Source organism: Undibacterium sp. GrIS 1.2, assembly GCF_040544435.1.
GTDB lineage: Bacteria > Pseudomonadota > Gammaproteobacteria > Burkholderiales > Burkholderiaceae_D > Undibacterium.
The window spans coordinates 25111-42736 of the sequence record NZ_JBEONP010000025.1; the positions used below are offsets into that span (position 1 = coordinate 25111).

General features: G+C 47.2%; 16 protein-coding genes and 1 pseudogene. 7 read left to right on the forward strand and 10 right to left on the reverse strand.

All coding sequences use genetic code 11. The features are described from left to right. Positions 1–65: 65 nt before the first annotated feature. Positions 66–1109, reverse strand: coding sequence for a M14 family zinc carboxypeptidase (locus tag AAKU61_RS12315; RefSeq protein WP_354332613.1), 1044 nt, complete (start codon positions 1107–1109; stop codon positions 66–68). 34 nt (positions 1110–1143) lie between these two features. Further along, the gene (metK, locus tag AAKU61_RS12320; RefSeq protein WP_354332615.1) at positions 1144–2322 is read right to left on the reverse strand and encodes a methionine adenosyltransferase; all 1179 of its coding nucleotides are present in this window, start codon (positions 2320–2322) and stop codon (positions 1144–1146) included. 350 nt (positions 2323–2672) lie between these two features. Between metK and AAKU61_RS12325 the strand changes: the two genes are divergently transcribed. From AAKU61_RS12325 to cysC, 4 genes are all read left to right on the forward strand, one after another. Further along, positions 2673–3539: a lysophospholipid acyltransferase family protein gene (locus AAKU61_RS12325; protein ID WP_354332617.1), complete on the forward strand. Its 867-nt coding sequence runs from the start codon at positions 2673–2675 to the stop codon at positions 3537–3539. Then, a complete protein-coding gene (locus AAKU61_RS12330; RefSeq protein WP_354332618.1) occupies positions 3536–4399 on the forward strand; it encodes an LpxL/LpxP family acyltransferase in 864 nt (287 codons plus the stop codon). The genes AAKU61_RS12325 and AAKU61_RS12330 overlap by 4 nt, the downstream gene beginning before the upstream one ends. Positions 4400–4732: 333 nt before the next feature. Continuing rightward, a complete protein-coding gene (locus tag AAKU61_RS12335) occupies positions 4733–5563 on the forward strand; it encodes a DUF2087 domain-containing protein (protein WP_354332620.1) in 831 nt (276 codons plus the stop codon). A 445-nt stretch (positions 5564–6008) separates the two neighbouring features. Further along, positions 6009–6662 (forward strand): adenylyl-sulfate kinase, encoded by a 654-nt coding sequence (gene cysC / locus AAKU61_RS12340; RefSeq protein ID WP_503012608.1) that lies wholly within the window; start codon positions 6009–6011, stop codon positions 6660–6662. A gap of 75 nt (positions 6663–6737) precedes the next feature. Here cysC and AAKU61_RS12345 read toward each other — a convergent pair whose 3' ends face one another. Continuing rightward, positions 6738–7709, reverse strand: a complete 972-nt coding sequence (locus AAKU61_RS12345; RefSeq protein WP_354332624.1) for a sodium-dependent bicarbonate transport family permease — start codon at positions 7707–7709, stop codon at positions 6738–6740. 94 nt (positions 7710–7803) lie between these two features. On the opposite strand from AAKU61_RS12345, the pseudogene AAKU61_RS12350 reads away from it, so the two are divergent. Beyond that, a pseudogene (locus tag AAKU61_RS12350) lies at positions 7804–8703 on the forward strand (LysR family transcriptional regulator). Positions 8704–8893: 190 nt separating this feature from the next. On the opposite strand, the gene phhA reads toward AAKU61_RS12350, so the two are convergent. Both phhA and hppD read right to left on the reverse strand, forming a co-directional pair. Beyond that, positions 8894–9787: a phenylalanine 4-monooxygenase gene (gene phhA / locus AAKU61_RS12355; protein ID WP_354332626.1), complete on the reverse strand. Its 894-nt coding sequence runs from the start codon at positions 9785–9787 to the stop codon at positions 8894–8896. Between the two features lie 106 nt (positions 9788–9893). Further along, a complete protein-coding gene (gene hppD / locus AAKU61_RS12360) occupies positions 9894–11009 on the reverse strand; it encodes a 4-hydroxyphenylpyruvate dioxygenase (RefSeq protein ID WP_322120142.1) in 1116 nt (371 codons plus the stop codon). Positions 11010–11286: 277 nt separating this feature from the next. Between hppD and AAKU61_RS12365 the strand changes: the two genes are divergently transcribed. Next, positions 11287–11787 carry an Lrp/AsnC family transcriptional regulator gene (locus AAKU61_RS12365; protein ID WP_322120141.1) on the forward strand — a complete coding sequence of 167 codons (501 nt, stop codon included), beginning with the start codon at positions 11287–11289 and terminating at the stop codon, positions 11785–11787. A 60-nt stretch (positions 11788–11847) separates the two neighbouring features. Here the strand turns inward: AAKU61_RS12365 and AAKU61_RS12370 are convergent, their stop codons facing one another. Then, a complete protein-coding gene (locus AAKU61_RS12370) occupies positions 11848–12579 on the reverse strand; it encodes a transcriptional regulator (protein WP_354332628.1) in 732 nt (243 codons plus the stop codon). Positions 12580–12784: 205 nt separating this feature from the next. Between AAKU61_RS12370 and AAKU61_RS12375 the strand changes: the two genes are divergently transcribed. Beyond that, positions 12785–13546: a hypothetical protein gene (locus AAKU61_RS12375; protein ID WP_354332630.1), complete on the forward strand. Its 762-nt coding sequence runs from the start codon at positions 12785–12787 to the stop codon at positions 13544–13546. On the opposite strand, the gene AAKU61_RS12380 is transcribed toward AAKU61_RS12375, so the two are convergent. From AAKU61_RS12380 to AAKU61_RS12395, 4 genes are all read right to left on the reverse strand, one after another. Next, a complete protein-coding gene (locus tag AAKU61_RS12380) occupies positions 13525–13959 on the reverse strand; it encodes a DUF1801 domain-containing protein (RefSeq protein ID WP_354332632.1) in 435 nt (144 codons plus the stop codon). The two genes, AAKU61_RS12375 and AAKU61_RS12380, sit on opposite strands and share 22 nt — an antisense overlap. Positions 13960–14002: 43 nt before the next feature. Continuing rightward, the gene (locus AAKU61_RS12385; protein ID WP_354332634.1) at positions 14003–14881 is read right to left on the reverse strand and encodes a response regulator; all 879 of its coding nucleotides are present in this window, start codon (positions 14879–14881) and stop codon (positions 14003–14005) included. 554 nt (positions 14882–15435) lie between these two features. Continuing rightward, a complete protein-coding gene (locus AAKU61_RS12390) occupies positions 15436–16119 on the reverse strand; it encodes a GNAT family N-acetyltransferase (RefSeq protein WP_354332635.1) in 684 nt (227 codons plus the stop codon). Between the two features lie 185 nt (positions 16120–16304). Beyond that, positions 16305–17582 (reverse strand): multifunctional CCA addition/repair protein, encoded by a 1278-nt coding sequence (locus AAKU61_RS12395; protein WP_354332637.1) that lies wholly within the window; start codon positions 17580–17582, stop codon positions 16305–16307. Between the last annotated feature and the right edge of the window lie 44 nt (positions 17583–17626).

Below are 17626 nucleotides of genomic sequence, written 5' to 3' on the forward strand. Positions count from 1 at the left end.
CCAAAGAATTATTGGGCAATCAGCCTATTTTTATAAAAAATAGGGGGAGTATAGTGATTTTGCAGTTAGCGCTGCGCTAATTTAGCTTGCGCAGGCACATTGCGTTTGATCCAGCCCAGCATGTCTTGCCAGATGCGCTGGACTTCAGCGTCTGGTGGCATGACTGTGGCGTTGGGCAGTTCTATCGTGACCACCGGGATGTCTTTGTGCAAGCCGCTATAGTTGCCTAGCGAGCCTGGGTAAACGCCAACCCGGTTGAACATCAGGCGGCCAAAGCGGATCGGCGGTGTGACCGGGCCATCAAAATCCAGCACGCCAAACGGTGCATGCACCGAGATGATGACGTCGGGCTTGAATTTTTCTATCGTATCGAATACCCAACGGCTTTCTGGCTCCGAGATCGGCGCTTTGCCGGGGAAGCGGCGCGGATCGCTGCGGGTGGTGTTGGCCCAATAACGTGGCGCGTCGTGTTCCCAATTCGGCGTCGGAAAATTACGATTTAAGTCAACGCCATGCGCGTTCACACGTTTGGATTTGGCCGCCAGCAAACCATCCGGGTTGACGATGGGCGCGACCTTCCACTGAAATTCTTGCGCGGCAGGTTTTTGCATGCTGTCCAGCCACTTAAATACGATCGCTGACGCTGTTTTTTCATCACCATGAATACCGCCGATTAGCAGAATTTTGATGGCTGGCTTTCGTTTAGTGTCAGGTTTAGTGTCAGGTTTAGTATCTGCTTTAGTGATATTTTTAGAGACCGCCTCAAAATCGCGCGCCAAAATTGGGAAGCCATTCACGGATTTCGCCCCAGTCGGCATTACCTTACTGTTGCGGCAATCATTGAGCGACACTTTAGGCAACCGAGCCACTAATGGCGTGCACCAGTCGGTGATGATTTTTGGATTTGGGAATAAGGTAGGCGCTAGAGGCGGCTTGCTCGCACTGGCGGCTGCACTAGCCACTGCACTAGCTGCAGCAGTATTAGTAACAGCGCCAGCAACGACTGACGCATTAGCTGATGAGATCAATAACATCAGGCTGGCACATGCAATGACGGACGAGGTAGAACTGGATAAATTATTACCGCCCAACTGAGTCCACCATCGCATGCTTCAACCTTACAACTTAATACGCGTCAAAAAATTACAAACCAGCCGCTTTACGCAACAACACCGCTTTGTCGGTGCGTTCCCAGGTGAACTCAGGTTCTTCACGGCCAAAGTGACCATACGCCGCCGTTTTAGTATAAATAGGGCGCAACAGATCTAACATCTGGATAATGCCTTTTGGACGCAGGTCAAAATACTCATTCACCAGAGCAGCGATCTGATCATCCGGGATCACCCCTGTGCCTTCGGTATAAACCGTCACATTCATCGGACGTGCTACACCAATTGCATACGCCACTTGTATTTGGCATTGTTTTGCCAATCCGGCAGCGACGATATTTTTTGCCACATAGCGTGCTGCGTAAGCTGCGGAGCGATCCACTTTAGTAGGGTCTTTGCCGGAGAATGCGCCGCCGCCATGTGGACAAGCGCCACCGTAAGTATCGACAATAATTTTACGGCCAGTTAAGCCGCAATCGCCTTGCGGCCCACCGATGACAAAACGTCCGGTAGGATTGATCAAAAACTTGGTATCTTGCAGCCAGTCTTTTGGCAATACGGGTTTGATGATTTCTTCAATGACGGCTTCGATAAAAGAAGACTTCATCTTGGTGCCATCGCTTTGATCGGGGCTATGCTGTGTCGACAACACGACGGTATCAATACTGTGTGGCTTGCCATCGACATAACGCATTGTGACCTGGCTCTTGGCATCTGGACGCAAGAACGGCAAGCGCCCATCTTTGCGCAATTGCGCCTGACGTTCCACCAAACGATGTGCATAGTAGATCGGTGCTGGCATCAGTTCTGGCGTTTCATCGCAGGCATAACCAAACATCAAGCCCTGGTCACCGGCACCGGTGTTCAGATGGTCGTCGGTAGCCTGATCAACACCTTGCGCGATGTCATTCGATTGTTTGTCATAAGCAACCAATACCGCGCAGCCTTTGTAGTCAATACCAAATTCAGTATTGTCATAGCCTATGCGTTTGATGGTGTCGCGTGCAACCTGAATGTAATCGACATGGGCATTGGTGGTAATTTCGCCTGCCAGAACCACTAAGCCCGTGTTGACCAATGTTTCAGCCGCGACGCGTGACAGCGGATCTTGTTCAAAAATCGCATCGAGGATTGCATCGGAAATTTGATCGGCGACTTTGTCGGGATGTCCTTCAGAGACCGATTCAGAGGTGAAGAGAAAATCATTAGCCATCGCAGGCTCCTTGTAAAAAATGACCGTATTAAACATGCCGCAGTCGGAAAGAGAACCTGCGACGCTTTAGCGGAACTTATATACCGCCTCGCAAGTTGTCTGTTAACTCGGCGGTTACTGCTTTACGTCATGAAAACAATTGTCAGTTTAATCTTTGCATTGATATCAATTTATAAGGATTGATATTGGTGCCGAGTTTAATTTTGCAATAGCCGTCACTAGGAATGTGATATTTTACGCTTCTTCTTTGCACTATGTCTAATTAGCCCGGGTTTGCCAAGGTTTTCCTAATGGAGTTTTAGTTTGGCGCCGATTTCTTAGTGCTCATTTTTCTCATGTTGAGAGATATTATGCTCGTAGCTTTATTCCGATTTTTGTCGATTTTCCCATTGCCTGTTTTGCATGCCATTGGCGCCGCATTGGGCTGGCTGGTTTATCTTTTTTCCGGATCGTATCGTCGTCGTTTGCAGGCCAATATTACCCGGGCGGGTTTTACGACACATATTTCTACCGCAGTACGGGAGGCTGGCAAAAACGTCCTGGAACTTCCCTTCATCTGGTGCGCCAACCCGGAGCGAGTATTACGTACCGCATCGGTAGAAAATTGGGAAATCGTGCAAGCGGCCTTAGATGCCAAAAAAGGTGTGATTTTACTCACGCCACATCTTGGCTGTTTTGAAATCATCGCCCAAGCTATCGCTGCCAGAACCCGTTTAACTGCCTTGTATCGGCCGCCACGCAAAGCTGCGTTAAAACCCCTGATCGAAGGTGCAAGAGCGCGTGAGAATTTGATCTTAGCGCCTGCCAATTTATCCGGTGTCAGAACAATGGCAAAAGCCTTAAAAAAAGGTGAGGCGATTGGTCTGTTGCCAGATCAGGTGCCACAACAAGGCGAAGGCGTCTGGGCCAGATTTTTTGGCAAGCCTGCTTACACCATGACCTTGTCTGCCAAGTTGCAAACGATGACAGGTGCGCCGCTGATATTGACTTACGCAGAGCGCTTGTCGTTTGGGCGGGGATATATCATCCGTTTTGTGGCTTTTGATGGCGAGCTAACTGGCGACGCAACGGAGCAAGCAGAAGCCATTAATGCGGCGATGGAGAAATTAATTGCGCATAGTCCAGCACAATATTTCTGGAGTTATAACCGCTATAAAGTACCTGATGGGGTGAGCGGCCCTACCGATGCGAATACGATCTACAGGGATATTGCATGAGATTAGTATTAGGTTTTATGTGGCTGTTGCATTGGTTGCCTTTGCCGGTATTAGGACGTTTTGGCGATGCTGTCGGCGCGCTATTGTTTGGCATTATCAAATCACGTCGCCATATTACTTTGACGAATCTGCGACTGTGTTTACCGCACTTAAGCGAGAAAGAAAGAGTCAAGCTCGCCCGGCAACATTTTCAGGCCTATGCACGCAGCGTATTGGAGCGTGGCATCTTGTGGTGGGCGTCAGAACAACGCTTAAAAAAGCTAATTCAGATTGACCCCGCAGTCCCTCTAGCCAGCATACAAGAGGGTCCGACTATTTTATTGTGCCCGCATTTTGTCAGTCTGGATGTGGCGGGTGTAGCGGTCATGCTGGAGTCTTCTTTATGCTCCATTTATACCCAGCAACGCAGCAAAGTTTTTGATCAGGCTTTGCGCAAAGGTCGCTCGCGGTTTCGTCCTGTAAAACTATTTTCGCGTGCCGAGGGCGTGAAGCCTATCATCCGCGCGATGCGTGAAGGCCTGCCTTTTTTTATGCTGCCCGATATGGACTTCGGCCCCAAGGATGCTGAGTTCATTCCCTTTTTTGGTATACCCGCGGCGACCCTCACCGCAACCGCCAGAATCGCTGCGACGACCCATGCCAAAGTGATACCTGTGATTGCAACGATGCTGCCTGATTATCAGGGTTGGAAAGTGACATTTCATCCCGCCTGGGAAAATTATCCGGGCGACGATATGATTGCCGCAACCCGTTTTATGAATGCATTTATCGAAGCTGAAATCTTGAAAGCGCCAGCCGAATATTTTTGGGCTCATAAGCGTTTTAAAACTCGGCCTCCCGGCGAGACCAGCCTTTATTAAGCAGAAATTCAGCTTGAAATGTAAGCTGAAATCAGCACAGCTTATTTATACACAGTGTTGATTTGCTTAGTTCACGTTAGTTGACACGCACCTCCATCACATCCTACAATAGCGGCACAGGTGCTCTGGGGCGCCTGCCCGCACAAGAGGCTCTCACCCTGCAATCCATTCTTTTTAATGTGATGAATCCAAGTTTCGTTTGACGTCAGCGGGTCGTCGATAAGCGAACAGGAGCCTTATCATGTTAATTCTCGTTTTCCCGTTTTACCTCACCATCGTTTTGTCGCCATGCTCTGTACTGCGATTTTCTGAAACTATTTCAGGAGCATCGCTATGAATGCGCTGACGACAGAAATCAAGACCCGCGCCCGGCTATTACTCAAGCTATTGCAGACTAATAATGTCGCCGCGACTAAACGTGCGCTATTGCTGAGCCGGCAGCACAACTGGACTTTGCCGGAGACATGGCAATTGCGACATTGTCTGAATCTGGCCGCCGCCGATGCGGGCTTTCAGCATTGGGAGCATGCGCGTGCTGTGCTGTTTGGGGAAGCCCAGACAGAAGATGTAAAGCCCGATTTTGGTGACTTCTGGCATGGCAAAGAAGTCAGTGGCTATACCAATCACTGGTACGCCAGTTATGCGGAAGCGCAGTTGCAATTGCAGGTAGATCCAGCGTCGTATTTACTACCTTATCGACTTCAGTTTATCGTCGTCAAAGTCGAGTACTTGCATGCCTTGGGCGTGAGTACAGATGCAGCATGGTGGCAGCCAATCGCAAACGATCTTGTTCTTGGTTATGGCTCGGCAAGCTGGCTGGCGCTATCGCAACAGCGACTACAAGCCAGCCGCATCGAGCGTTTTAACGTAGCTTGGGATGCACGGCAAACTACATTAGATTTAGAGTCGACAGACGCTGAATCGCAACGCGTGATGCAGGCTTTTGTCCAAAATAATCGCCTGAAAAAAATCCCCGATCAACGTAAAAAACGTCTCGTGATTTTGCGCTGGCTGGTCAATCAATTGCAAACCGAACGTCGTTATGCGGAATCAGAAATCAATCAGTTTTTTCTGCAATATCATGAAGACTACGCGACTTTGCGGCGAGAAATGATTACCAATATGTTGATGAAGCGGGAGGACGGGGTGTACTGGCGTTTGTAGTGCAAAACATATCTGTAGTGCCATTTTTTAATATACTCCCCACTTAGATTGTGTAAATATGTTCTATTGTCCAGTAATTATATGGTCGATAAAATAATACTAACGTGGAGTATATTTAAGCGAGCTTGAGATAATCTTAGTGCAATTGCCGTCGAGCCGGATGGCGAGATACTAAACGTTCCGCCAATCGCATGGCTAATACGTTTGGCGGCATTGTTTTTGGAGTGGCGTTATCTGCGTGGTAGTTTTCACTTCGGTGGATTTATGTTATTGGCTATTTCGGCATACATTCTCTGAACCGCTTATTCCAATACCGTATCGATACAAAATAATACAAAATAATATAAATCGATTCAAATCCCTGCTGTGTTTGATAGATACACTGCTATAAACTTTAGCTAAATTTACGATCTAATAATTTTTTTTTGTAGGGAGCCAAGTTTTCATGCTTACGGATATTCTTAGTCCACCGATGTTTGAGGGCGCTGATAGGAAAAAAGTGGAATATTCTCATAATCTGTATAAGCCGTTATTCACAGTAAGTCGTGTTGATAGAGAAAAATTAAACGGTCATGCCGCCAAGGTGATTTGGCTGACAGGTCTATCTGGATCAGGTAAATCTACCATCGCCAATGCGCTGGAAAATCGACTATATAGTTTGGGGCGACGCTCCTACATTCTTGATGGTGACTATGTACGCAGTGGCTTAAATAAAGATTTAGGATTTGACGGTGCCAGTCGCACTGAGAATATTCGTCGCGTATCAGAAGTCGCCAAAATAATGCTGGATGCCGGACGTATCACGATCACTTCATTCATTTCGCCATTTCAGAAGGAACGTGAGATGGCAAAAGAGTTGATTGGTGCTGAAAATTTTATTGAGATTTTTATCAGTACCCCAATTGATGTTTGTGAAAAAAGAGATACAAAAGGCTTGTACAAAAAAGCGAGATCCGGGCAACTGAGTAATCTGACTGGCATCGGCAGTCCCTATGAAGTTCCGGTAGATCCGACTGCGATAATTGACTGTAGCGTTGTCAGCGTTGAGGCTGGTGTTGATATTATTCTTGATTTGCTTGAAGCTAAATGCGCTGCCTGATATAGAGAATGAACTGGCGGGTTTGTGGGTCTTGCATCAGCAATGCTGATGATCGTCACAACCCGCCAGAGCATATCAAGACCCGACGCCAATGACCTGATGCGCAATGGCGATATACAAAGGGATTCCCAAGAAAATATTCAGTGGAAAAGTGATACCCAGCGACATACCCAAATACAGCGAGGGATTGGCTTCGGGAATGGTGTAGCGTAATACCGCAGGCACCGCGATATACGATGCGCTGGCAGCCAACACCATCAACAAACTGGCGTCGCCTGCGGGCAGTTTAAGCAAGCATGCCAGACCCAGAGCCAACGCCGCATGGCACAGCGGCGTGACCACGGCATAGACGATAATCCATGGCGATTGTCCTTTGATTTCAGGCAATTTACGCGCTGCCATCAACCCCATATCGAGCAAGAAAAAGGCGAGCATGCCTTTAAATAAATCGCCTGAAAACGGTTGCATGGCAGCCTTGCCGCTCTCGCCTGAAATAATCCCCACCACCATCGAACCGAGCAATAGTAACTGTGCACCATCGGTCAACGATTCGTGCAACACCTTGCTGAGCGAGGTTGGATGGGGCGAACCGCTAGCCGATTTTTTTCGCAAGGTATTAGCAAAGATCACTGCCATGATAATTGCGGGTGATTCCATCAACGCCATTGCCGCTGCCATATGACCGCCATAGGTCAGATGATGATTTTCCAGATACTGCACGGCGGTGATAAATGTCACCGCACTCACCGATCCATAAGTGGCCGCGATCGCGGCAGCGTCATAGTGATTGATAAAGCGTTTAAGCAATTGATAGCCAAGCGCCGGTACCAGCACTGCCAGCAAGATTGCGCATCCAAGGCTGCTGACAATTTGGGGTGTCAGTCCCGAATGCGCTAACGCAAAGCCGCCTTTTAAACCTAATGCCATCAACAGATAGAGCGATAAAAAGCGTGAAAGTTGAGGCGGGATATCTAAATTGGATTTGATCATGCCGGCAAAAATACCAAAGGCAAAAAATAAGATTGCGGGGTCTAAGATGCTTTGCATAAGAGTGTGGGAGTAGTTGGACTGGGCGCATCTTATGTGGAATAATGCATCAGGTAAAATCAATTTATTTCACATTAATCATAATTAAAACAAGATGAACGTCACTTTCCGGCAACTCAACTTATTTTTATCTCTCGCTGAATTGAAGAGCATTACCGCGACTGCGAGAGCTTTTCATGTGACGCAGCCAACGGTTTCTATGCAGCTGCGGGAATTAACCGACGCGGTTGGTCTGCCGCTGTATGAAGTCATCGGCAAGCGGCTGTCGCTGACCCCGGCGGGTGAAGAGTTGGCAAAATCCGCACGCATGATGGTGGATGAGCTGTCCTCATATGAGCAGCGGATCGATGCGATGAAGGGGCTGACGCGAGGCCGCTTGCGGGTGGCTGTGGTCAGTACGGCAAAATATTTTATTCCCCGTCTGCTAGGTGCGTTTTGTGAGCAATATCCAGAAATTGACATCGCTTTAGAGGTGTTAAACCGTGACGGCGTTGTGCAGCGATTGCGCGATAACCGTGATGATCTCTACATCATGTCCATGCCGCCGACCGACATTGATATTGATTAGCAAGTGTTTCTGCCTAATCTGTTGGAAGTGATCGCACCGGCGACGCATCGTCTGGTACAGCAGAACCATATCCAGCTTGCTGAGTTGGCGACAGAACGATTTATTTTGCGTGAGCAAGGTTCGGGTACACGACTGGCCTGTGATCGATTTTTTGCCGCGCAACATTTTCAGCCGCAAGTTCGTCTGGAGCTGGGTAGCAACGAGGCGATCAAACAGGCGGTCGCCGGTGGCATGGGCATCTCTGTCGTATCGCGTAATGCTTTAGGCGAGGCGTTGATTGATGATGCGCTGCGTGTACTGCAGGTAGAAGGTTTTCCTATCCATGCCAACTGGTATATCGTGACTTTGCATGGCAAGCGTTTATCACCGATTGCCTCTGCGTTTCTGGCTTATTTAGCGACTTATGCTGAAGCGAAAGCAGAATGATTACTCTTTGTTTATTATATACTCCCTATAGGTATATTTAAGTTGTCCAAGTAATTATTGGTTTATAAGGCTATTTTATATATTTTATAGGGGAGTATATTTTTCTTGTGGCAAATCGATAGACAAAAAAAGAGCGTACTATTCAAAGAATATACGCCCGAAGTTGGAGCACCTGATTGTCAATCGGAGTTTAACTGACGAGTTCGATCTCACCTTCAAGTAAGGTGTTTGCTGGCAAAGCGTCAAGTTGCTTGAGCTTGTCGTAGTAAGGTGCAAAATCGGGTGCCGTACCTTCAAACAATTCCTGGAAACTATTAATGACAAAATAGGTTTCCTGATACGAATCGATTTTGTATAAAGTACGCAGACAGCGTTGTATGTCCAGATGAATATGATGAGAACTGGTATTCGGCTTCAGGCAAAATTCCACCTCGCCACCCGAAGATAAAATCCCGGCGCCATAAATACGTACGCCTTCTGCTGTGTTGATCAAGCCAAATTCCACCGTATACCAATACAGACGTGCCAGATAATCCAGCCCGCCTAAATCCATCGCCTTTAAGCCGCCTTTGCCATATAACTGCATATAGTCAGCAAACACCGGATTGAATAGCATAGGTACATGGCCGAAGTAATCATGGAATACGTCCGGCTCAACAATGTAGTTAAATTCTTCTGGTGTACGCAGCCACACTGTGACCGGAAAACGGCGATTGGCCAGATGCTCAAAAAATGTAAATTCAGGTATCAGACCGGGTACCGCAACGATGCGCCAGCCTGTCGCTTTAAATAATTCTTCTGAGGTTTGTTCAAAGTTGGGGATGCCATTGGCCGCATCCATTTTATTCAAGGCATCGATAAATTCATTGCAGGCACGACCGGGCAATAGAGCCGCCTGACGTTGATACAGTTTGCGCCAGAGATCATGCTCTGCTTCGGTGTAGGCATCCCAGTCTTGCTGCACAACATAGCGCGTATCGGCCAGACTGTAGTCGCCACGCAGCACGGCGCCATAGGATTTTTCAGCCACGGTAGCCAAAAATTCTTCTCTAGTAACGCTCGCAGTTGCAGTTGCAGTCAACATGATTTTTCCTCTTCTTTGATAGACAAAAAGGCTAACAGAATATCGCTGACTATCCTGTTAGCCTTTGCAAACCAAGCGTGCAATATGGTTTGATGTAGCTTGGCGCTTACGCAGGTGCTGTGTCGTCTTTGAGTACGCCACGACGTATCTGGTCAAGTTCAATTGATTCAAACAGAGCGCGGAAATTGCCTTCACCAAAACCCTGATCACCTTTGCGTTGGATGATTTCAAAGAAGATCGGGCCGATCACGGTCGTCGTAAAAATCTGCAATAACAGCTCGCGTTTATTCTCGCTGCTATGGCCATCGACCAAGATACGCAGCTTGCGTAATTCTTCCAGATTCTCACCATGGTTAGGCAGGCGACGGTCGATCAGGTCGTAATAGGTTTCGATCGTGTCTTGGAACACGACGCCATCGTTTTTCATATCGGCAACGGTTTTGTAGACATTATCTGTACCCATCGCAATATGTTGTACGCCTTCACCGTGGTACAGATCCAGGTATTCCGCGATTTGGGATTTGTCATCCGATGATTCATTGATAGGAATACGGATTTTTCCGCAAGGGGAGGTCATTGCTTTGGATTTCAAACCGGTGTGCTTACCGGCGATATCGAAGTAACGGACTTCACGGAAATTGAACAGGCTTTCGTAATAATCAGCCCATTCTTTCATGCGACCACGGTGGACGTTATGAGTTAAGTGATCGATGTAGGTCAGGCCATTGCCAACCGGATGTTGATCTGCGCCTGGGATGGCGACAAAGTCAGCGTCATAGATGCTGATGTTGCCGATGGTGCCCGGTTGCGCGCCATCTTTGCCATGCCAGCGATCAACAAAATAGATCAGCGAATCACCGATGCCTTTGATGGCCGGAATGTTCAGTTCCATCGGGCCAGTTTTATTGTCGAAACCCCATGCGCCGAGTTCCAATGCGCGTTTATACGCTGCGTTGGCATCTTTAACACGGAAGGCAAACGCACAAACAGAGGGACCATGTTTGCGGGCAAAACGCTGGGCAAATGAATCTGGCTCGGCGTTGATGATGAAATTGACACCACCTTGGCGATACAGCGTGACATCTTTCGTGCGGTGTTTGGCGATGGCGGTAAAGCCCATACGCTCAAATAATTCGCCGACTTCTTTTGGCTCGGTTGCGGCGTATTCGATAAATTCAAATCCGTCAGTACCCATCGGGTTGTCCCAAGGCTGGAATTCCATGCTTGTCTCCTAAATTTAAGTCGTCAAAAAATAATACATTTGTCCGCGCAAAGTGAGTGAGTTGACTCGTCAGTTGATTCAATTGAATCAATCAACTGGTTAAAACACACCGCAAGCGCCGGAAGGCGGCAATCAAGGTCATCCAATCGAGCGATTTTTTGACACAGATTAAGATCTCAGTATAGTCCGCCAATCACGCCATTAAATTGCAAAATTACCCAATAAATTTCTTTTTTAAGCAATAATATTGCTGATATTGATTAATTATTGGCAGACTATGACTACAGTTCCATTGGATAAAATTGACCGTAAGATTCTGGCGATCTTACAGGCCGACGGACGATTGACTAACCAAGAGGTGGCCGAGCGCGTCAATTTGTCGCCATCGCCTTGCCTGCGGCGCATCAAGCGGCTGGAGGACAGTGGCGTGATCCGTAAGTATGTTGCACTGCTGGAACCCGCCAAAATCGGATTGGGCTTGCTCGCCTATGTCAATGTCCGGCTAGAGAAGCATAACGATGCGCCAGGCAAAGGCGCATCCCGCTCACCGCGTAATGATTTTGCCGCATCGGTAGACCAGTGGCCAGAAATTGTCGCTTGCTATGCGATGACGGGCGAGATGGATTATTTGCTCAGAGTCCATGTCGAGAATATGGATCACTTTTCCCGTTTTATGATGGAAACGCTATTACGACATCCGGCGGTATTGGATGTAAAGTCGAGCTTTGCTTTGCAACAGATTAAAGATACGACTGCCTTGCCTGTGCTTAGTGTTTAGTGCAGCGCGAGGGGTGCAAACCATTGCGTAATTCCACTCATGTTTTAAGTTACCTGCAAGTTAGCGGCGAAGCTCAACAAACGCCATCGGCTCCCATTCGCGCATCGCTAACAATAATCCGTTGCCACGACGTTTGGGCAAAGGTGAAGATAAACTTTCTTGATGCAACTCTGCAAATTTCAAACGTAGTTGTCTCAGTTCGCTTTGCATTTTTGTGATGGCATTTTCGGTCAGCATGGCGCTTGAGAAACTCAGAGTTTCATCGCTTTGTAAAAAAGGACTGTTCAAAAAATCGGTTAAACCTTGCTCTTGGAAGTAACGTTTAATAGGTCCGTTTGCAAGCCAGTCAAAGTCACGTGCGACGTTCAGACGGATACGATTACTCGGCAATAAGGCGATAAGTTGTAAACGATCTAGTCGTAATAGCTTTTGCAGGCACTCCGTTTCAGTCAATTGATATCTACCTACGATATCGTTTAGGCTCCAGTGGTTGAGCGCACACACAGCAACTAAAAGTAACTTGGGATCGGAGATCAATTCTTTTTCTTGCGCATCGGTGAGTGTTCTTAGTCGCGTCTCGGTCGCGCTAGCCTCTTGCGCTAATTCTGCCAAGGTAAAACCGAGCAGATTGCTGAGCTGCACCAGGCGATCAACTGGGAAGCGTCCTGAAGTAAAAAGCCGCTTAATACTAGGCTCCGACAAGTTAAAAGCGATCGCCACATCTTTATAAGTTTTACCTTGCAGTCGTAACTGTTTTTTGAGCGTCGCGACCAATTGCTTTACTTCTGTCATTGGGTTTTTGCCTTCGTTTGAATTTAGTTCAAGCTTAGTTTGAGCTTAGTTTGAGCTTATATTGAGTATTGATATTTGATGCTTAGTTTAATAAAAATCAGAACTATTTTAAAGAAGGTATCATTTTATTCGAGACATAGGCAAGCTTCTGATGAATCAACATTCATCAATCAGGGGGCTTACTTTGAGGCGCATTTTTATTTGCTTGCCATTTTTATTCACTACTTTATGTGGCGTTTTACTCATTGCACATGGCTCAATCGAGCAGCTGGCGCATTATCACGAGTTTGCCGATCTATCGGATTTTCTTGGTGTGCCGCATGCAGCCGATGTTTTTTCTAACCTTGGTTTCGCTGTCGTTGCCATTTGGGGCATGTATCGTTTGTGGCCAATGCGAAAACACGCAAGTATCGAAGCAGGTTGGATTGGTTATCGATTATTTTTAGCAGGTTTGCTATTGACGGCATTAGGCTCGGGCTTTTACCACCTTGCGCCCGATAATGCGCGCTTGCTATGGGATCGCTTACCGATTGCATTCGCCTGCGCTGGATTGCTTTCTGCGGTGAGAGCGGAGAATGTGCCAAACGTAAATCGCAAAACAGATGCAAATGTACTCGCTCTCTTTGCTATTTTTAGCGTCGCATGGTGGTACGTCACTGACGCATACGGTGCTGGAGATTTGCGTCCATATTTGTTTTTGCAAGGATTGCCGCTGATATTAATTCCGCTTTGGCAAACGATTTATCGGGCGCCTAAATCGGATCGTATTGCTTTTGGTGGCGCCTTGCTTTTATATCTCCTTGCGAAGGTGACAGAAATATACGATCACGACATCTTTCAGCTAGGTAGTGTTATTAGCGGCCATACACTGAAGCATCTTTTGGCCAGCGTTGCTGCCGGTGTTTTAGTGGGGCGCTTGGTACAGAGAATAAAGACCCATGCGGCTCAAGACGATAGCTTGTGCTGAGGCGTATTTTTACTGATGTGATAAGTGAGTGCTGCGGCTATACAAAACGATAGATACTCTGTGGGTAATACGGCTTCTTCTGCAAAGACAATGCGGCGGTTACCCTCAAAGACGAAATCATTTGGAAACAATGTACGGAAGCTGTCGATCAGAGTTGTATGGCAGTTGAAGTACATCGCATATTTTGACGGATCACCAGCCTTCCATGCGATGCGGATTGTGCTGCCACTTTTGCTGGCGCTGGTCAGATACGCAGGTTCGCCCCATTTCAGCGTTTCTTCAATCTTACCTACACCTTCAGTCGCAGCCGCCGTGGATAAAATAAGTTCTCTCAGCGACAAGAGTTTTTGGCGGATTGGTGGCGGATAGCTTTCAAATATTTTTGCTACCGCTGGATCTTTAATTGGATGCATATTGAGTAGATATCAGGTGTGATTGCTACTCAGACTGTTGATGTCAGGCTAGCGTAGCCTGCCCAACATGCATCTCACGAGAACTTGGTAAAAAGCGGGCGATCGTTGCCAGCAAATCATTTTCATCAACCGGTTTCCCTAGATAAGTATCGCAACCCGCCCAAGCGCCGCGGAATTTATCAAATGCAGAAGATTTGCTGCTTAGCATCACTACAGCGGTGTTTTTAGTTGATGGGTTGGATTTAATATGTTTGCAGACTTTATAGCCGTCAATACCAGGCATCATAATGTCGAGAAAAATGCAGGTATATTTTTTTATTTCGGCCATCGCAATCGCTTGCTCGCCGTTCTCGGCATAATCCACATCAAAATGAAACGGCGCTAATTTGATGCGCATAAATGCCCGGACGGTAGCGCTGTCATCAACGACTAAAACGGATTCAACAGGCTTTTTAGGGGCAGCGATTGGGGACTCTGGCGCCAATTTTTTATCGATGGTACGACGGTAAGTTTGCCCGTCCCAATGTTGGTTGATGTTTTGTGTGCGGCGGTTACGTTCTAACAGCGCCGCTTGCATCAAATCATCTAACTGCCCAAACAAGCGCATCCAATGTATCGGTTTTTGTATGAGCGGCCAACTGGCAGTTTCTGTCGCAGTGCGCCCAATCAGTACTGCTGGCGCATGGATGTTAGGAGAGCGTTTCTCTAATTGTTGTATTGCTTCGGCATTATCAGTATTCACCAGGTAAATATCAGCGCGGTCATGCTCGCTGCTTGGTTCTGCGTAACAGAATGGACGTCTTCCCGTCAGGCGGAACGTAGAGGACAGCATGGTTTTTTCCGCATCAGAGAATCCTAACATTTCAAGGATAAAGCGGTGGTTCTCTGTTCCCATTGTCTCTGCTTGCATCGTCTGGCTCATGATGAATACCAATCTTAGTTATATTTATCTAATAATTATTAACTAAATAATAACATAAACAACAATAGAATGCGTTTTCTTGCCGAAATTAGTGGCAAAAAGTTCACAATTTTTGAACTTTGTCTTAAGTAATCTGAATTTTTAGTATAGCTGACGAAATACCGAGCAACTAGAGAATACTCGTATCTGATTGTGACGTTACGTTACGCGAAAGAGCAGACTGATTAATCACTAAGTAGTTGATGTTGTGTCGATTTTTAGTTCTCCCGTAACGGGCAAATCACATCAGTTATTTTTAGCACGGCTCTAGAGATGAAAAAATGGCGGTCAGTATATTTTTTAAACGGAATTTAAGAAGTAGCGATTGTTATTTTAATTCTGATCAATCTATATACTCCCCCACATTTTTCGTAAATATGCGGCCCTATTGTCCAGACTTTACATGGACAATAAAATATACATGGAGTGATTATATTTTCTGGTGCGGGTATTTGTCAGAAGTTTGGGTATTGTCTGTTGAGTTAACATCCAGTTAGCCGGAGCATGTGTTGAGCTTAGGATTCGTTCTTTCTTCCGGGTAAATTTTCCAGCCATTTTACTGCTGCACGGGTGTTCGCTTTGAGTGTGTAATCTAGCGACGCTACTTGTTCTTGTATCGCTTCTTTAAAGATACTGGCGGCATCCGCCGGCAATAGTTTTAAATAGGCATCTGCCTCACCGTATTCTCTGTGAATTTCCATACCGGCTTTTTTTGCGATATGAATCATCGTCTGGTTGGACGACAGGCAATGCATATACAAGGTGTCGACATCGGCATTGCGGCAATGGATCGCGCCACGTTCAAATAATTTGACACCAACGCCTTTGCCGCGAGCATTTTCAGATACAGAGACGCCAAATTCTGCGACTTTATCTTTGTCGCTTACTTCGTCCTCTTTCTCGCGGGGTGCAAAAGCCAAATGACCCACGCCGACTAAGCGAAAATGTGCGCTGACAACGCCAAATACCTTGTCTCGTGAAAAATCGATGCCCTGGACATATTTTGTAATCATTTCGTCTGGCAAATAGGTACCAAAGCGCAGCAGGCGATCGCTCTCTTTTAACGCAAGAAAGTGTCGCAATATGCGGCGTCTGTCTTTCTCGGATAACTCTTTCACAAAAACGCTAGATTTAGCTGCTGGTTTAGGCGACGGAGGCTTGCCTTCTTTGTTTGCAGGGAAAATATCAGAGGCGTTCATGGTTGTCCTTCTACAAACAAATTTGTGCGGCGCACAATAATTGCTTAATTGTAGGTGAGGTTTAAAGTTTATTCCAGAAAATCGCAGGCAGTAGAGTATTTATACTGTGCTAAGCAGCATAGCCAAAGCCTGTTATCGCGCAATGGGTTTTATGCTTAGCAGATGATGTATTGTTATTAAAGGGATTAGTGAGCGATATTGTTAGGATTTTCGGCCTGGAATTGCTCTTTAAACTGACGTACAGCATCAACCCTGGCTTGTCGTATTGCCAGCGCAATTTGCTGAGATTGTCCGGGCAGATTTTTTGCCGTGACTTGTTGCGCAATCGCGCCGGACTGCACTTGCTGTGCTGCCGCCAGTGCCTGTGCCAGATATTCTGCTTGCGGAAAGCGTACATCAGGCAAATTAGCCCGGCCAAAACAGTCAGATTTTGCCGCGCTTAATAAATCCAGAAAACGTTGTGGCTTGCGGAACGCGTCGCTACGTTCTAATAAGCTGATGATAGTGTCGGGGCGTAATTCAAAAGCACGCCCGATATTACCGTGATCCCGTGCTGCCATGATGGCCAGATCGCGACAATCAGTCGGTATTTTCAACCTTTGACAAACGGCTTCTACTAGATCAATACCGCGTTGTTCATGTCCATAGTGACGCGGCCACTGATCTGGCGGCGTGGTGCCTTTACCCAAATCATGCGTCAGCGCGGCAAAGCGAACCGGTAAGGAGTACGACTCGCTAGCAGCATAATCAACCACCATCATCACATGCACACCGGTATCAATTTCTGGATGATGTTTGGGTGGCTGTGGCACGCCCCAGAGAGCATTTAATTCAGGCAGAATCCGCGCCAAGGCGCCGCATTCCCGCAGCACTTCAAACATGCGTGAGGGACGCTCCTCCATCAAACCGCGTGATAATTCTTGCCATACACGTTCCGGTACTAAGGCATCCACTTCGCCAGCAGCTACCATCTGCTGCATCAACAACATGGTCTCTGGCGCGACGCTAAAGGCATTCGGATCAACCGAGAACCTCGCCGCAAAACGTGCCAGGCGCAAGATGCGTACCGGGTCTTCTGCAAATGCAGCGGACACATGCCGGAATATACGTTGCTGTAAATCGGTTTGTCCGTTAAAGGGGTCAATAATATTGCCTGCTTCGTCCTGAGCCATGGCATTAATGGTCAGGTCGCGCCGGATTAAATCTTCGTCCAGCGTCACGTTGGCATCGGTGTGGAATACAAAGCCTTTATAACCAGGCGCAGTCTTGCGCTCGGTACGCGCGAGTGCGTATTCGTCGTGGGTCTTAGGGTGTAAAAAAACAGGAAAATCTTTTCCAACTGGCGTGTAGCCTTGCGCCAGCATATCGGCTGGCGTAGCACCTACCACAACATAGTCGCGATCTTGCACTGGCAAGCCGAGTAAGCGATCTCTCACTGCGCCGCCGACGATATAGGATTTCATACGATGATTGCAGATTCAATTTAAGAAAAATTAGCCGGTACTTG

Coding starts and splice junctions, on each gene's coding strand:
- AAKU61_RS12315 (WP_354332613.1), bottom strand. CDS start 1,109: ATGCGATGGTGGACTCAGTTGGGCGGTAATAATTTATCCAGTTCTACC.
- metK (WP_354332615.1), bottom strand. CDS start 2,322: ATGGCTAATGATTTTCTCTTCACCTCTGAATCGGTCTCTGAAGGACAT.
- AAKU61_RS12325 (WP_354332617.1), top strand. CDS start 2,673: ATGCTCGTAGCTTTATTCCGATTTTTGTCGATTTTCCCATTGCCTGTT.
- AAKU61_RS12330 (WP_354332618.1), top strand. CDS start 3,536: ATGAGATTAGTATTAGGTTTTATGTGGCTGTTGCATTGGTTGCCTTTG.
- AAKU61_RS12335 (WP_354332620.1), top strand. CDS start 4,733: ATGAATGCGCTGACGACAGAAATCAAGACCCGCGCCCGGCTATTACTC.
- cysC (WP_503012608.1), top strand. CDS start 6,009: ATGCTTACGGATATTCTTAGTCCACCGATGTTTGAGGGCGCTGATAGG.
- AAKU61_RS12345 (WP_354332624.1), bottom strand. CDS start 7,709: ATGCAAAGCATCTTAGACCCCGCAATCTTATTTTTTGCCTTTGGTATT.
- phhA (WP_354332626.1), bottom strand. CDS start 9,787: ATGTTGACTGCAACTGCAACTGCGAGCGTTACTAGAGAAGAATTTTTG.
- hppD (WP_322120142.1), bottom strand. CDS start 11,009: ATGGAATTCCAGCCTTGGGACAACCCGATGGGTACTGACGGATTTGAA.
- AAKU61_RS12365 (WP_322120141.1), top strand. CDS start 11,287: ATGACTACAGTTCCATTGGATAAAATTGACCGTAAGATTCTGGCGATC.
- AAKU61_RS12370 (WP_354332628.1), bottom strand. CDS start 12,579: ATGACAGAAGTAAAGCAATTGGTCGCGACGCTCAAAAAACAGTTACGA.
- AAKU61_RS12380 (WP_354332632.1), bottom strand. CDS start 13,959: ATGCATCCAATTAAAGATCCAGCGGTAGCAAAAATATTTGAAAGCTAT.
- AAKU61_RS12385 (WP_354332634.1), bottom strand. CDS start 14,881: ATGAGCCAGACGATGCAAGCAGAGACAATGGGAACAGAGAACCACCGC.
- AAKU61_RS12390 (WP_354332635.1), bottom strand. CDS start 16,119: ATGAACGCCTCTGATATTTTCCCTGCAAACAAAGAAGGCAAGCCTCCG.
- AAKU61_RS12395 (WP_354332637.1), bottom strand. CDS start 17,582: ATGAAATCCTATATCGTCGGCGGCGCAGTGAGAGATCGCTTACTCGGC.